The organism is Stenotrophomonas sp. SPM (assembly GCF_003105135.1).
Classification (GTDB): Bacteria; Pseudomonadota; Gammaproteobacteria; order Xanthomonadales; family Xanthomonadaceae; genus Stenotrophomonas.
This window is the reverse complement of record NZ_QETL01000096.1, coordinates 1-15,407: the sequence shown is the minus strand read 5'-3', so window position 1 is coordinate 15,407 and position 15,407 is coordinate 1. Positions and strand designations below refer to the sequence as shown.

Below are 15,407 nucleotides of genomic sequence, written 5' to 3'. Positions count from 1 at the left end.
CAGCAGCAACAGGCGCGCGATGGTGGTGGTCTTGCCGGTACCAGGGCCGCCAGTGACCAGCGCCAACGGGTGGCGCAGGGTCACGCCGGCGGCGCGCGCCTGGTGGTCTTGCTGGGTGGCGGCAGCGGGGAACAGGCGCGCGAACAACGGCGCCAGCGCCGCCATGTCCGGCGCCGGCAACGGGTGCCGGCCGATGCGCTGCAGGCCGGCGGCCAGCTGCCGCTCGTATTCGCGGTAACGGCGCAGGTACAGCAGGCCGTTTTCCAGCACCAGCGGTGCCTCATCGGCGGCCGCCTCGGGATCCGCCGGCTGCGCCACCCACGGCGATGCCTGCAGCTGGGCCAGCCACTGCGCGGGTGCGGGCCAGGCCTGGAAGCCTTCCAGCAGGCGCTGCGGCTGTGACGGATCGAAGGCGGCGTGGCCCTGCGACACCGCCAGCGAGGCCAGCGCGGCAGCAACCGCCACGGCATCGGGGGTGTCCTCGCGCAGCCGCCGCAGGCTGGTGGCCAAGGCGTGGTCGAGGGTGCGCAGGTGGCCACCGCGGTACAGCTGCTGCAACAGGGTGGTGCTCATGCGCTGGCTCCAAGGGCACGCGCGACCAGGTCGGCATGGGCGGCGTCGCCCCCGGCGAACAGCGCGTCCAGTCCATCCACCAGCTCTGGCGCGAAGTGGTCCTCGTGCACGCCATTGCCGTTGCCATCCAGGCCACGGCAGAACAGGTAGCGGATGCCGCCCATGTCACGCGCGTAGTCGTAACTGCGACCCAGGCGGAAGCGCAGCCAACGGTGCAGGGCCACGGTGTAGATCAGCGCCTGCAGGTCGTATTCGCTGTGGCGCATGGCGATCTGCAGCAGGTCCGGGCTGTAGCCCGGCAGCCGGTTGGATTTGTAGTCGAGCACGTACCAGCGCCCATCGCGCACGTAGGTGAGGTCGATCTTGCCGGTCATCAGCCCTTCCAGCCGGCGGCGCAGGCCAAAGCCGCGGCGCGCGCTGGAAATGCCGTGCGCGTGCAGCAGCTGCAGCAGCGCGGGCACGGCGGTCGGTTCGATGGCGAAGTGGAATTCGATTTCTGCGCGGCGGTCGCCCTCGCCCAGGCTGTGCAGGGCACCGCCTTCGGGAAGCGCGACGGTGAGCGTATGGCCTACCAGCGGCACCAGCACCGCCACGCCATCGTCCAGGTCCTCGTCGGCGTAGCCTTCGTCGTGCAGCGCTTTGCGCAGCAGGTCGGCCTGCCCTTCCGGCGCGGGCTGGTCGGCTGTCCAGCCGCCCCAGGCGGCGAAGTCAACGTTTTCCAGCGCTTCGTGCAGGACGTTGCCGAAACGGCTGCCCATGAAGCGTGGGTCCAGGGGTGCGGCGTCGGCAGCTGCGGGTTCGGGCAGGGCCGGTTCCAGCGGCAGTTCCGCACCCGCCGGTTCGTCGGCGGCCGGTGCCGGCAGTTCGGTGGCCGCCGCTTCGACGTCGTCACCGGCATCGGCATGCGCCAGCTGGGTGAAGCTGTACACCCACCAGTCGTGCGGTACGCGCCGGGTCAGGCTGCGCACGGCCGGCGGTTCGCCATCCTGTTCGACCGGCAGCTGCGGCAGCCGCAGCACAGGCTCGCTGTCGTCGATGTGCACATCGGTGTGCGTATGCAGCGCCTGCAGGTCACCCAGCAGCGGCGCCAGACGGGTCTTGCCGAGCCCGGCGAGATCGCCGATGGCGATCCACAGCGCATGCTCGGCGCGGGTCAGGCCCACGTACAGCAGGCGCGCATCCTCGGCGCGCTGCTCGCGTTCGCGCTGGCCGCTGGCTGCTTCCCAGGCCTCGTCCTTGTCCAGCTTCCAGTGCAGCTGGCGTTCGCCGTCCACGTGCACGGTGCAGTGCGCGGCGTTGTTTGGCGCTCCACCGTCGATGCCAACGAACGGCAGGTAGACCAGCGGGTATTCCAGGCCCTTACTCTTGTGCAGGGTGATGATCTGCACGCGGCGCGCGTCCGATTCCAGGCGCAGCAGCTGCTGCTCGTCGTTCTGGTCGGCATTGGCCATCTGCCCCTGCAGCCAGTCCAGCAGGCCATGCATGCCCAGGGCCTGCGCGGAGGCTTCCTGCAGCAGTTCGCCCAGCTGCAGGTAGTTGGTCAGCCGGCGCTCGCCATCGATCAGCGCCAACAGGCGTTCGCCCTGTGCGGCGCAGACATCGGCCACCACGGCGAACGGGCCACCGCGCTGCCAGCGCTCGCGCCAATGCAGCAGCTGCGCCTGGAACGCGCGCTGCAGGTCACCCTCGCGTTCCATGTTGGCAATCGCACTGGCCCGCTGGCCGAGCAGCACCGTTGCCAGCGCCGCACGCAGGCGACCTTCGTCAGCCGGTTGCAGCAGGGCCAGCAGCAGCGCGCGCAGGTCGCGTGCCTCGCTGGTGGAGAACAGGCTCTGCTTGCCCGCCGCCACCGCCGGAATGCCCACCGCCGCCAGCGCGCGCTGCACCAGCGTCGCCTCGCGGTGCGAGCGCACCAGTACGGCGATATCACCGGGCTGCACCGGGCGGCCGCGCAGGACGGCGGTACCGGCACGCGCATCCAGCAGGGTCTGGTGGATGGCGGCGACGCAGGCCTGGGTCGCGGCGGCACGCGAGGCGTCGGCGCTCATCGCCTTGTCGCCTTCGCTGCGCAGCACGCGCAGGGTCAGTGCCGGGGCCGCGGCGCCGTCGCGCAGGTAGTCTTCATCCGTACGCACGCCACCGGGGCGGACCGGCTCGAAGCCGATGCCGGCTTCCAGGAAAGCGTCTTCGCCACCGTTGTCGTACAGCGCCTGCAGCGCGCGCAGCACCGAAGGTCGCGAACGGAAGTTCTGGTCCAGCGGCGGTGCCGGCCGCGCGGCCTGCTTGGCCTTCAGATAGGTGTGGATGTCACCGCCACGGAAGCCGTAGATCGCCTGCTTCGGGTCGCCGATCAGGAACAGCGCCGGCGGCAGACCGAGTTCCCGCACTTCCGGCGAATCGCCGAACACGGTGTGGAAGATGCCCCACTGGCGATCGTCGGTGTCCTGGAACTCATCGACCAGGGCGATACGGTACTGCAGGCGTAGCTTGCGCACCAGCTCCAGCCGCTGCGAACCCTCCAGCGCCTGCGCCACGCCGTCGATCAGGTCGTCGTAGGTCTGCACCCGGCGCGTGCGCTTGAGCATGGCCAGACGCTGCGTGGCTTCTTCGCGCAGGCTGTGCAGGAAGTTCAGCGCGGCCGCGCGCAGCCACTGCTCGCGCTGGGCCAGCAACGCCACGTAGCGCTCCAGCGGTGCCTGCAGCGGCGAGGATGGCGTGCGGTCAGCGAACTTCTTGTTGGTCTTGGACACCAGCGCATCCGCCAGCAGCGCCGGCAGGCGGTCGCTGCTCAGCGGCTCGCCGGCATCGTCGCGCGCGGCCCAGGCCAGCAGCTGCCGGCCCAGCGGGTGCAGCCAGCCCAGCTTGTAGGAAACGCCGTTGATCCACTTGTTGTCCACCGCCTCGCACAGATCGAGGAAGAACTGCTCGCCGTGCTCGCGCACGGCCATCGACAGGTCCGCCGCCGCGGCCTGCAACGCCGGGCGCGGGTCATCCACCGCCAGCAGCTGCGGGCGCGGGTACAGCGGTGGTGAGCCCAGCAGCGCGCGCAGGTCCGAGGCCAGCGCATCGGGGTTCGACCACAGCCAGAGCAGTGGCTCCAGCGTGGCCGGGTCGTTGGCATGCACGCGCCACAGATCAGCGGCCAGTTCCTCCAGCAGCTCGCGGTCGCTGGCCAGCAGTTCCGGCGGATCGAAGGTGTGCCCGCTTTCCAGCGCATGTTCGCGCAGAACACGGGTGCAGAAACCATGGATGGTGAAGATCGAGGCCAGGTCGATCTCGTCGGCGGCCACCTGCAGGCGGCGCTTCAGCGCGGCAGCGCTTTCGCTACCTTCGTCGAGGTGGCGCTGCAGCACCTGCCGGGTCAGCAGCGCATCGGGCGCCTCGTCGTCGGCCGGCGGCAGGTCGACCAGGCGCGCAGCCAAGGCCAGGCGCTCACGGATGCGCTTGCGCAGCTCCTGGGTGGCGGCATCGGTGAAGGTCACCGCCAGGATCTGGCCGATGCGCAAGCCCTGTTCCACCACCAGGCGGGTGAACAGCGTGGCCAGGGTGAAGGTCTTGCCGGTACCAGCGCTGGCTTCGATCAGACCGATGCCCTGCAGTGGCAGTAGCAGGTAGGGATCCACGGGGGTGCTCATGCGTCGGCCTCCTTGCCGGTGCCACCCGGACCACGCCCGTCGCGCACCGCGCGGAATACCACCTGGCTGTTGCGCAGCAGGTCGGCGTAACTGTCGTCATCGGCGAAGGGATCGGCGCCGCGCAGCAGCAGCTGCCAGGCATCGCTGTTGGCTTCGCCCCAGCTGCGGTCGCTGCCGTGCCACTGCTTCCAGCCTTCGCTGCGTTGTTTTTCCACCGGTGCGGTGAACAGCACCCAGCCGGTATACGGCGCGAAGCGCAGCGGCTCGCGCAGACCGCGCTGGCGCAGCTGCAGCAGCGCGCGCAGTGCACTGCGTGCGGCCGCCGCGCCCGGTGCAGGCTGGATGTGCGGGCCGGGGCCGGCATCACCACCATCGTGGAACTGCACCAGCGGCAGCGCATCGCCGGCCGCATTGGCCAGCAGCCAGTCCAGGCCCTGGCGGATCACTGCGTTGCCGTTGAGCGTGCCGGCGCGCAGGCGCATCAGGCCTTCAGGATGGCGGTCGGCGACGCGGCCGTGCAGGCGCACGCCGTCGATCTCCACTTCGTAGCGGCGGCTTTCCAGCGGCTGCCCCTGCATCCAGCCCAGCATCGCGCTGGCGTAGGGTCGGGTCTTGAGCTGTTCGGCTTCGAACTGGCGCTCACCCAGCGCACCCGACGGCAGCAGGCCACGGGCGCGCAGGCGCGGGTAGAGCGGCTCGACATCACCGCTGAGGGTGGCGCGTACCACCGCGGCCTGCACGCTGCGTTTTTCCGGCCCGCGCGAGGACAGCACCAGTGGCTCCAGGTCGTCCACCTCCTCGACATCGTCGGCCAGGCGCAGGCCCAGCGCCTGGGCCAGGAACTGACCGGCCGGGTCGCACAGGAAGCGGCGCAGCGTGTCCAGGGCCACCTCTTCTTCCACCGCGTCATCCAGAGGTGGCGGCAGCGCGGCGTCGAACCACGGCTGCAGTCCGCCGCGCTGGCCGGCCATGCGCCCGGCGGCCGGGTGCCACTGGCGGCGGTAGCTGAAACGACGCGGGTCGCCTTCACCGAAGGCGGCGGGCGAGAACGGCTGCAGCGCGTGGCGCACGGTGAACGCACGCTTGGCCGCGTCCGGCGCCTGGTGGTATTCGGCGGCGGCGTCGATCAGCTCGCTGACCAGCACCGAGGGTTCGCGCACGCTGCCATCGCGCGGGTCGGCGCCGAGATAGCTCAGATAGAACACGTCCTGCGCGGCGGCAAACAGCTGCAGGAACAGGAAGCGGTCATCCTCGCGGGTGGAGCGGTCCCCCGGGCGACGGCGAGGTGTGTCCAGCTCGGCGGTCAGCTGGTTCAAGCCAGCCGCCGGATCGCGGCGCGGGAAGTCGCCATCGTTGAGGCCGAGCACGCAGATCACCCGGAACGGCAGCAGGCGCATCGGCACCATGCGGCCGAAGCTGATGCCGCCGGTCAGCAGCGGCGCACGCGTATCGGCCTCGGACAGCGCGCCGGCGAAGTGCGCACGCACCACCTCCGGCGGTACGCCGTCCTCGAAGCCGGCCTTGCGGGCGTCGTCGGCGAACTGGTTGAGCAGCTTGCGCAGGCGCTCCAGCGCGCGCTGGCTGTTGGGCGAACTGGGCGCCTCCGGCAGCAGCGCATCAAGCAGGGACAGGAGGCGCTGCCGCCACTGCGCCGGGGTCAAGGTCTCGCCGAGGCGACGCTGGTACACCGCCAGCACGCGCAGCAGGCGCAGCAGCCGGTCCAGCGCGTCCAGCGCGCCGCCTTCCAGCTCGATCCATGGTGCCACGCCGGCCAGGTCGACATCGCTGCCGGTGGCGTGGCCCAGCAGCAGGCGGTCCAGCGCGAACTGCCAGGTGTAGGCGTCGTCGCGCGGTGCCTGCAGCTGGCCGCGATGGTTGGCATCGATGCCCCAGCGCGCACCGGCCTGCTGCAGCCAGCCATGCAGGCGGTCGAAGTCCACCGCCTCCAGCCCGGCCGCCTCGGCCAGCGGCGCGCTGGCCAGCAGGTCGAGGATCTCGTTCAGGCCGAACCGCGATACCGGCAGCGACAGCAGGTGCACGAACACATCGGCCAGCGGCTCGCCCGCCAGCGGGCTGCTGTCGGCCAGCGCATAGGGAATATGTTCCTCGTCGCCGCCACGGCCGCCGAACACAGCTTCCAGGTACGGCACGTAGGGATCGATGTCCGGTGCCAGCACCGCGATCTCGCGGGCCTGCAGCGGCGGGTCGAAGCGCGGGTCCTGCAGCAGGCTGCGCAGCTGGTCGTGCAGCACCTGCAGTTCGCGCAGGCGGGTGTGGCAGGCATGCACCTGCAGGCTGGGGTCGTCACTGCGCGGTTCCTCGCGCAGCTCGCCCGAGGGCAGCGCGCGGCGGTGGAACAGGTCGCGCTGCAGGCGGTGCAGCAGGCTGTCGGCCAGCCCGCCCTCGGCCAGGGTCGGGCGGGTGTCGTCTTCGGGATCCGAGTACGCGGCGATCTCACCCGCCGGGTGCACCACTTCGTAACTGCCCAGCACGGCCATGAAGTCGCGGCCGGCCGCCCCCCAGGCTTCCAGCAGGCGGTTCTCGCCCGCAGCTTCGCCAAAGGGATCGGGTGCGCCGCTGCGCAGGCGCTCGGCCAGGGTCTGCAGGTCACCCCAGTACGACTGCACCGGGGTCGGCATGTAGAAGTGCAGCTCGCCGACCCGGGCCTGGGTGGCCATCACCCGCAGGACGTCGGGCGAGATGTTCAGCGTGGCGAACGCCGACAGGCGCGGCGGCAGGCCGTTTGGCTTGGGCTTGTCCGGGCCCTCGAAACGGTCCAGGTAGTCCTGGATGCGGCGCGCGCGGTAGCCGCGTCCTGCGGAAATGGCACGCCACAGGATCGCCTGCGGGTCGGCCGGGTCGGCGCCGGCATCCCAGCGCAGCAGCCAGTCGCGGCGCCAGGCCTGGTATTTCTCGAACACCGAGGCCAGCTCGCCGGCCAGCGCCCACGGCTTCAGGGCGTCACCCCCGGCAAGATAGGCCTGCAGCGCACGCATCGGTGGCTGCGCCAGCAGCGCGGGGTCGCGAAGCGCCTGGTACAGCTTCCAGTGCAGGCCGGCAGCGTCCAGGTCGTCGGTTTCGCCATCGACATTGGCGTTGAGCGCCCGCGCGACGAACTCACCCGGGGTGAGGAACTCGAGGTTGGCGGCGACCCCGTATTCGGCCGCCAGTGTCGCCTGCAGCCAGCGACGCATCGCCACCTGCGGGATCAGCACCACCTCCGGCGCCAGCAGCGGCTGCCCCGGCACCGGAGTGCGCACGTTGCGGGCCAGCAGGGCGGCCAGCACGTCCAACGAGTTGGAGTGGTAGAGGCGGAAGTCGCTGAACGGGTCGGTCATCGTGCACAGTGTGCAGGACGCCCGGCAGTATTCAATGGTGACGCACGTCACTGGGGCGCGCAGCGAGCGCTGCGATGGATTGTTCCGGCGCCGCCGGAAATTGTCCCGGCCTGCCAGCGGCCGCGACGTGCCACAATACTGGACCGTCCAGTCTGCTTATGTTCAGCCGGCTGACCCCACCCTTCGATGTCTAAAAAACGTTAATGGTGCCCATGTCGGCTTCCGCCTCCAGTCTGGTGCAGTTGTCCAACGTCCGCATCGACCGGAGCGGACGCACGATCCTGCGTGACGTTTCCCTGCAGGTTCCGCAGGGCAGCATCACCGCCGTGCTCGGCCCGTCCGGCAGCGGCAAGTCGACCCTGCTGGCCGCACTGACCGGCGAACTGCGCCCGGTTGCCGGCGAGGTCACCCTGTTCGGCAAGCCGATCCCGCATGACAGCGGCGCGCTGCTGGAAATGCGCAAGAGCGTGGGCGTGCTGCTGCAGGGCAATGGCCTGCTGACCGACCTCACCGTGGCCGAGAACGTCGCCCTGCCCCTGCGCACCCATACCCGCCTGCCGGCGGCGGTGCTGCGCCGGCTGGTGCAGATGAAGCTGCACGCGGTGGGCCTGCTGGCCGCCGCCGATGCCTGGCCGCGCGAGCTGTCCGGCGGCATGGCGCGCCGCGTGGCACTGGCCCGCGCGCTGGCCCTGGACCCGCCGCTGATGATCTACGACGAGCCGCTGACCGGGCTGGACCCGATCGCCTCGGGGGTCATCATGAGCCTGATCCAGCGCCTCAACCACAGCTTGGGCCTGACCAGCATCATCGTCAGCCACCACGTGCACGAGACCCTGCCGATCTGCGACCAGGTGATCGCCATTGCCAATGGCGGCATCGTGTTCCAGGGCACGCCCGAAGCGCTGCAGTCAAGCGAGGACCCGCTGCTGCGGCAGTTCCTGCACGGCCAGCCCGATGGTCCCATTCCGTTCGATGCCGCGCCGCGCGCGAGGGTTGCCTGATGCCGTTCGTGCAAGCCACCCGTTCGCTGGGCCGCGCCGGCCTGTTCTCGCTGACCGTGCTGCGCGGTTCGCTGCCCACGCGTGATTTCCTCGCCGAGCTGACCCGCGAGATCTACAAGATCGGCGCGCGTTCGCTGCCGATCATCGCCGTCGGCGGTGCCTTCGTCGGCCTGGTGCTGACCCTGCAGGGCTACCGCACACTGACGACCTTCGGTGCGGCCGACGCGCTGTCGACCCTGCTCGGCCTGTCGCTGTACCGCGAGCTGGCACCGGTGCTGACCGCGCTGCTGTTCATCGGCCGCGCCGGCAGCTCGATCGCCGCCGAACTGGGCCTGATGCGTGCCACCGACCAGATCAAGGCGCTGGAGCTGATGGCCATCGACCCGGTCGCCAAGGCCGTGGCCCCGCGCTTCTGGGCGGCGGTGCTGACCGTGCCGCTGCTGACCGGCATTTTCTGTTCGTTGGCCATCAGTGCCAGCTATTTCGAAGCGGTGCACGTGCTGGGCCTGGACAATGGCGTGTTCTGGTCGGCGCTGCGCAACAGCGTGGACTTCTGGGATGACTTCGGCGTGGCGATGCTGAAGTCGGCGATCTTCGGCGGCACCGCCGCGCTGGTCGCGTCCTACGTCGGTTTCCACGCCGAGCCGACCATCGAAGGTACGTCGGTGGCCACCACCCGTGCGGTGGTCAACGCCTCGCTGCTGGTGCTGATGTTCAACTTCGTGCTCTCGGCAATGTTGTTCACCTAACCCCTCCTCCGGCGGTGCGCAGCGCGCGCGGCCACCACGACTCGATCAGGTAATCCACATGGCCATACGCGGTCCCAGACTCGAATTCTCCGTCGGCGCATTCCTGCTGCTGGCCCTGGCATCGCTGATGGTGCTGGCCGTGGCCTCGACCAACCAGCGCTGGAGCTGGGGCGGCCAGGGCTATGAGCTGAAGGCACGCTTCTCCCAGGTCGGCCAGCTGCGCAAGCAGGCGCCGGTGAAGATCGGCGGCGTCACCGTCGGCCAGGTCGCCTCGATCGAACTGGACCCGGTGAAGTTCGAATCGATCGTGACCCTGCGCATGGACAGCAAGGTCAAGGACCTGCCGGCCGACACCTCCGCCGGCATCTTCACCAGCGGTTTGCTCGGCGAGAGCTATATCGGTCTGCAGCCCGGTGGTGATCCGGAAGTACTGAAGCCCGGTGAGGAGATCGTCTTCACCCAGCCGGCGGTGGACCTGCTGCAGCTGGTCGGCAAGTACATGTTCAGTGGCAGCGCCGGTGGCGCTGGCCAGAAACCCAACGATGGCGAGCAGTCGCCTGCAACGGAACCGCAACCATGAAGATGAAACTGATCCCGGCCCTGCTGGCCTCGTCGCTGCTGCTGGCCTCCCCGTTCCTGGCCCAGGCGCAGTCCACCGCCCCCGCCGTGACCGCCCCGCAGGGCCAGGCCGGCAAGGTGGTGATCGACGCCAGCAGCCGCATCATGTCGACCCTGCAGCAGCGCCGCGCTGAGTTCACCAGCAACCCCGCCAGCCTGCGCAGCTACATCGACAGCGAGCTGACCCGCACCTTCGACCGCGACTATGCCGCGCGCCTGGTGCTGGGCACGCACGCCCGCGGCGCCTCCGACGCCGACATCAAGCTGTTCGCCGATGCGATGGCCGACAGCCTGATGCAGCGCTACGGCTCGACCCTGCTGAACATCCAGGGCAAGCCGAGCTTCCGCCTGAAGGGCGAGAGCCCGTTGCCGGGCAACCGCGGCGTGCGCGTGGCCACCGAACTGGTGCGTGCCGGCAACGAGCCGACCCCGGTCGAGTACTGGATGCGCAACGTCAACGGCCAGTGGAAGATCTTCGACGTCAACATCGAAGGCATCTCCTACGTGCAGACCTTCCGCAACCAGTTCGATGCCCCGCTGCGCCAGAAGGGCATCAAGCAGGTGGCCAGCGAACTGCGCAGCGGCAGCATGCAGGCCGGACCGGCCGGCAATGGCAAGTAAGCCGCTGGCGCTGCTGGAAGGCGACGCCCTGCGCCTGCGCGGGGTGCTCGACCGTGCCGCTGTGATCGCCCTGTGGCCGCAGCTGCAGGCGTTGCCGGCAAAGCTGGCACGGCTGGAACTGGGCGAGGTCGAGCGCGTGGACAGCGCCGGCCTAGCGCTGCTGGCCGAACTGGCCGCGCGTGCCCGCACCCAGGGCCACCCGCTGTCGATTTCCGGCACCCCGGCCGGTTTCAACGAACTGAGCGCAGCCTACCGGCTGTCGCCCGATCTGGATTTCAATGCACCTTCTGCTGCGAGCTGACATGAACGTCGTACGCGCGTTTCCCCTGATGATCCTGGCCCTGGCGCTCAGCGCCTGTGCCGGCAAGCCCGCGCGCAGCGATGCGCCGGTGGCCGACACCGTGGTTCCGGCCAGCGCACCGGCCGATGCACCTGCTGCCGATGCCGGCACGGTTGACGCGGCACCGGCGGCCGCCATGGACGACGCGACGGCCACGCCGCCGCCGGCCAGGAATGCCGGAACCGATGCCGCCACGGCCGCGGCCGCCGCTGCGCCAGGTGGCGACGACGATTTCGACGCGCTGTACGGCAACGCCGGCACCGCTGCCACCACCGCTGCCTACGACCCATGGGAGCCGCTGAACCGCCGCGTGCACCGCTTCAACGTGGGCGTGGACAACGTGATCGCGCGTCCGCTGGCCACCGCCTATACCCATGTCGTGCCGCGCTTCGCGCGTACCGGCGTGAGCAACTTCTTCAGCAACATCCGTTCGCCGGTCACCATCGTCAACCAGCTGCTGCAGGGCCGCCCGGATGATGCGTGGGACACCTTCGGCCGCTTCCTGATGAACTCGACGCTGGGTATCGGTGGCCTGTTCGATCCGGCCAGCAAGGCGATGGTGCCCAACCGCCGCGAGGACTTCGGGCAGACCCTGGGTGCCTGGGGCTGGCGCCGTTCGCGTTACGTGGAACTGCCGTTCTTCGGCCCGCGTACCGTGCGCGATGTGTTCGGCCTGGCCGGTGACATGCCGCTGTCGCCGATCCGCACGATCGAGGAAGACAAGATCCGCATCGCGCTGCAGGGCCTGCAGCTGGTCGATACCCGCGCGCAGCTGATGGCGGTCGACGACCTGCGCAGCTCGGCGGTGGATGAGTACGCGCTGGTGCGCGATGCCTGGCTGCAGCGCCGCAACTACCAGATCGAGAACGACCTGCGCGGCAAGCGCGAGCGTGGCAGCGACGATGAGAATTCGCCGATCCCGGTGGATGCCATGCCGATGCCGAACTGGACCAACTGATCGCGTTGGTCCGCGCATGAAAAAACCCCGCCTTGGCGGGGTTTTTTTTGGTCGCGGGCCCGTGCTATCAGGCGGCCAGTGCGGCGTCGATCGCCTCGCGCAGGCGCGCGTCATCGGCGGCCACGTCCGGGGCAAAGCGTGCGACCACCTTGCCATCGCGGCCGACCAGGAACTTCTCGAAGTTCCACAGCACCGCCGGTGCAGCGTGGATCGGGATCTCCTTGCTGGCCAGGCGCTCGCGCAGCGGGCCTTCGCCGATCGCCTGCGGCTGGGCCGCGGTCAGCTTCTGGTACAGCGGGTGGGTGTCTTCACCGGCCACGCTGATCTTGGCGAACATCGGGAAGGTCACGTCGTAGGTCAGCTGGCAGAACTGCTGGATTTCCGCCTCGCTGCCCGGCTCCTGGCCGAGGAAGTTGTTGGCCGGGAAACCCAGCACTTCCAGGCCCTGTGCCTGCTTTTCCGCGTACAGCGCCTGCAGGCCTTCGTACTGCGGGGTCAGGCCGCACTTGGAGGCAACGTTCACCACCAGCAGGACCTTGCCCTGGTAATCGCCCAGGGTGGACGGCTGGCCGTCGATGGTGGTGAGGGAAATGTCCTGGATCGCGGTGCTCACGCGGGGGCTCCGGCTATGCCGTGGAAAGGTCCACCAGCATAGCGCTGCGCGTATGCGTCAGGTGCGTTCAATCGACGCAGATCGTGCCCTGTGCCTTGCCGTCTTCGATGCGCTGGCGGCAGCCGAAGTTCTGGCTGGCATCACGCTGGCAGGTGCCGGCCGCCACCACCCCGGCTTCGGTTTCGCCGGTGGCCAGGCACTGGCCGCTGCAGTCGCGCTTGCCGCTGCAGGTCTTGCCCGCATCGGCATAGGGAATCACGCACTGCACGCGCTGCAGGCGGCCCAGCGGCTGCAGGGTGCCGCCGGCGGCGCGGCAATCCACGTCGCGCGCTTCCTGATAGGCCTCGGTGGCTTCCGGTGTGTCAGGTGCGGCCGGTTGTGCGGTCGTAACGGCGGCCGGCGGCGTGCTGCTGCAGGCCGCCAACAGGGCGGCCAGGGCCAGGCTGGCAAGGAAGCGAAGGCGCATGGTCGGACCTGCAGGCGGTGATCGAGGCCGCCAGCATACGCATTGCGTGGTGCAGGTGGTGTGTCAGCGCACTCAGGTCTCTTCGCCCTCGCTGGCCTCGTCCTCGCCGCCCTCTTCCTCGGCTTCCCCGAGGTCGCCCAGCAGCTGCTGCACCTGTTCGTTGGCAAGGGTCTCCACGCCACGCAGGCGGCGCTCGATGGTGCGCGTCTTGCGGCTGGCCGCGCCGATGCTGCGCCCGACCGTGGTGATCTGCTTCTCGGCCTTCTCGAGGATGCCGGCGAACTTGCCGAACTCGCTCTTCACCGCACCCAGCAGGCTCCACACTTCGCTGGACCGCTTCTCGATGGCCAGCGTGCGGAAGCCCATCTGCAGGCTGTTGAGCAGCGCAGTGATGGTGGTCGGGCCCGCGACCACCACGCGGTGTTCGCGCTGCAGCAGGTCGACCAGGCCGGGCCGGCGGATGATCTCGGCGTACAGGCCTTCGGTGGGCAGGAACATCACCGCGAAATCGGTGGTGTGCGGCGGCACGATGTACTTCTCGCTGATCGACTTGGCCTGCACCTTCACCGCGCGCTCCAGCTGCACGCCCTGGATGCGCACCAGCTCGGCGTCACCCTGGTCCTGCGCGTCCAGCAGGCGTTCGTAGTCCTCGCGCGGGAACTTGGAATCGATCGGCAGCCACACCGGCGCATCATCGCCGCGGCCGGGCAGGCGCACCGCGATGTCGACCATCTCGTTGCTGTCCGGGCGCACCTTCACCGCACGCGCGTACTGCTCCTGGATCAGGGTCTGCTCGAGGATGTTCTCCAGCTGCACTTCACCCCAGCTGCCGCGCGTCTTGACGTTGGTCAGCACGCGCTTGAGGTCGCCCACGCCGGTGGCCAGCTGCTGCATCTCGCCCAGCCCGCGCTGCACCTGTTCCAGGCGCTCGGAGACCAGCTTGAACGACTGGCCCAGGCGCGTTTCCAGCGTGGTCTGCAGCTTCTCGTCCACGGTCACGCGCATCTGTTCCAGCTTCTGCGCGTTGTCGCTCTGCAGCGCGCGCAGCTGTTCTTCCAGGGTCGCGCGCATCTCGGCGATGCGTTGTTCGTTGCGCTGGGTCAGTTCCTGCAGGCGCAGGCCCAGGCTTTCAGTCAGGCGCTGCTGCGACTGCGCGCCTTCCTCGCGGCCCTTGCGGGCATCGTCCACCAGTGTCTGGCGCAGCGCGCCCAGCTGGGTGTCGGTACGCGTGGTCAGTTCCTGCAGCTGCTGGCCGAAGGCATGGATGCGCGCCTCCTGCTGCTGGCCGAACACTTCCAACTGCGCGCGCAGTTCCTGCAGGCGCTGGCCCATCAATGCACCACTGCGCTGCTGGCTTTCGGCTGCTTCGGCGCGGGCCTTGCGTGCGTCTTCGCCAAGCGCTTCGCGCAGCAGGTCCAGGCGCTGGTCGGTGCGGGTGGACAGGTCGGTCAGCGCCCGGCCGAAGCCGTCCAGCTGTTCGCGCAGTTCGCTGCGGCCGGCCCGCGCCTCCTCGCGCACCGCCTGTTCCAGGCGGTCGTGGGGCGGACGGCGCAGCAGGGCGATCAGCTGCAGGACGAGGACGGCCAGCAGGAGGCCGCCGATGAGCAGGAATTCGGTTTGCATGCCACCAGTGTAGGCTGGCCCCGTCTCAAACGCTGCGTCTGACCATGCTCGAACTGTACGGAAAGCCGACCTCGATCAACGTGCGCAAGGTGCTGTGGCTGTGCGCCGGGCTGGACCTGGCGGTGCAGCACCACGCCGCCCCCGATGCGGAGCTGCTGCGCGGGCTGAACCCGAACGCACAGGTGCCGGTGCTGCGCGAGGGCGACTTCGTGCTGTGGCAATCCAACAGCATCTGCCGCTACCTGGCCACGCGCGCCCGGCGCAACGATCTGCTGCCGGTTGAACCGCAGGCACGGGCACGGGTGGAACAGTGGATGGACTGGCAGGCGACCGATCTGAACACGGCGTGGCGCCATGTGTTCATGGCGCGCGTGCGCGGGCATGCGGATTACCCGGACGATGCGCGGGCGGAGGCGGGCCTGGCGCAGTGGAACCGGCTGATGGCGATGCTGGATGCGCAGCTGGCGCGCCACACGTACGTGGCCAGTGAAGACTTCACTCTGGCTGACATCGTACTGGGGCTGTCCACGCAGCGCTGGCGCAGCACGCCAGGCGGGAAGCCGGTGCTGGCGAATGTCGATGCGTGGTTCGAGCGGTTGCGGCGGCAGCCGGGGTTTGCTGCGCACGTCGACAACGGGGTTGCCTGAGGGGTGGGTCTTTTTGCAGGGCTTGCAGCCCTGCACCTGCAGAAGCCGAAGCCAGAGCAACAGCAGAAGCAGGCTATCCGTGGGATGGCGGGGTGGGTCCGGTTACGGGGGACGCCGTGAATCCGTCCATGGAGGCTCGGTCGCGCCATCCATGGCGCTCAAGCCCCCGCAAACGGACCCACCCCGCCTTCGACAGTTTCCCGCTGCTGGTGGTGGGGGCCGGCC

The 15,407-nt window shown here is 69.5% G+C and carries 12 protein-coding genes and 1 pseudogene; 7 read left to right on the top strand and 6 right to left on the bottom strand.

What is annotated here, in order from left to right:
- From DCO49_RS16280 to recC, 3 genes and pseudogenes are all read right to left on the bottom strand, one after another.
- Positions 1-573, bottom strand: a pseudogene (locus tag DCO49_RS16280) (exodeoxyribonuclease V subunit alpha); the annotation flags it as partial.
- Positions 570-4,208: an exodeoxyribonuclease V subunit beta gene (gene recB / locus DCO49_RS16275; RefSeq protein ID WP_116864898.1), complete on the bottom strand. Its 3,639-nt coding sequence runs from the start codon at positions 4,206-4,208 to the stop codon at positions 570-572. The gene recB and the pseudogene DCO49_RS16280, both read right to left, overlap by 4 nt.
- A complete protein-coding gene (recC, locus tag DCO49_RS16270; RefSeq protein WP_116864897.1) occupies positions 4,205-7,546 on the bottom strand; it encodes an exodeoxyribonuclease V subunit gamma in 3,342 nt (1,113 codons plus the stop codon). Before recC ends, recB begins: the two co-directional genes overlap by 4 nt.
- A 212-nt stretch (positions 7,547-7,758) precedes the next feature.
- Between recC and DCO49_RS16265 the strand changes: the two genes are divergently transcribed.
- From DCO49_RS16265 to DCO49_RS16240, 6 genes are read left to right on the top strand one after another with little or no spacing between them, the layout of a single operon-like run.
- A complete protein-coding gene (locus DCO49_RS16265) occupies positions 7,759-8,547 on the top strand; it encodes an ATP-binding cassette domain-containing protein (protein WP_116864899.1) in 789 nt (262 codons plus the stop codon).
- A complete protein-coding gene (locus DCO49_RS16260) occupies positions 8,547-9,296 on the top strand; it encodes an MlaE family lipid ABC transporter permease subunit (RefSeq protein ID WP_079224408.1) in 750 nt (249 codons plus the stop codon). Before DCO49_RS16265 ends, DCO49_RS16260 begins: the two co-directional genes overlap by 1 nt.
- Before the next feature lie 58 nt (positions 9,297-9,354).
- Positions 9,355-9,876, top strand: a complete 522-nt coding sequence (mlaD, locus tag DCO49_RS16255) for an outer membrane lipid asymmetry maintenance protein MlaD (protein WP_079224410.1) — start codon at positions 9,355-9,357, stop codon at positions 9,874-9,876.
- Entirely contained in the window at positions 9,873-10,535 is a 663-nt protein-coding gene (locus DCO49_RS16250; protein WP_108770538.1) for an ABC transporter substrate-binding protein, read from the top strand. Before mlaD ends, DCO49_RS16250 begins: the two co-directional genes overlap by 4 nt.
- The gene (locus DCO49_RS16245) at positions 10,525-10,836 is read left to right on the top strand and encodes an STAS domain-containing protein (protein ID WP_116864896.1); all 312 of its coding nucleotides are present in this window, start codon (positions 10,525-10,527) and stop codon (positions 10,834-10,836) included. Before DCO49_RS16250 ends, DCO49_RS16245 begins: the two co-directional genes overlap by 11 nt.
- A gap of 1 nt (position 10,837) precedes the next feature.
- A complete protein-coding gene (locus DCO49_RS16240) occupies positions 10,838-11,833 on the top strand; it encodes a VacJ family lipoprotein (protein WP_116864895.1) in 996 nt (331 codons plus the stop codon).
- A 67-nt stretch (positions 11,834-11,900) separates the two neighbouring features.
- Here the strand turns inward: DCO49_RS16240 and DCO49_RS16235 are convergent, their stop codons facing one another.
- The 3 genes from DCO49_RS16235 to rmuC form a co-directional block, all read right to left on the bottom strand.
- Positions 11,901-12,446 (bottom strand): glutathione peroxidase, encoded by a 546-nt coding sequence (locus DCO49_RS16235; protein ID WP_116864894.1) that lies wholly within the window; start codon positions 12,444-12,446, stop codon positions 11,901-11,903.
- 67 nt (positions 12,447-12,513) lie between these two features.
- Positions 12,514-12,912: a hypothetical protein gene (locus DCO49_RS16230; protein ID WP_116864893.1), complete on the bottom strand. Its 399-nt coding sequence runs from the start codon at positions 12,910-12,912 to the stop codon at positions 12,514-12,516.
- 72 nt (positions 12,913-12,984) lie between these two features.
- Positions 12,985-14,535 carry a DNA recombination protein RmuC gene (rmuC, locus tag DCO49_RS16225; RefSeq protein WP_116864892.1) on the bottom strand — a complete coding sequence of 517 codons (1,551 nt, stop codon included), beginning with the start codon at positions 14,533-14,535 and terminating at the stop codon, positions 12,985-12,987.
- A 44-nt stretch (positions 14,536-14,579) separates the two neighbouring features.
- Here rmuC and DCO49_RS16220 point away from each other — a divergent pair, with 44 nt between their 5' ends.
- Positions 14,580-15,182, top strand: a complete 603-nt coding sequence (locus DCO49_RS16220) for a glutathione S-transferase N-terminal domain-containing protein (protein ID WP_116864891.1) — start codon at positions 14,580-14,582, stop codon at positions 15,180-15,182.
- Positions 15,183-15,407 lie beyond the last annotated feature (225 nt).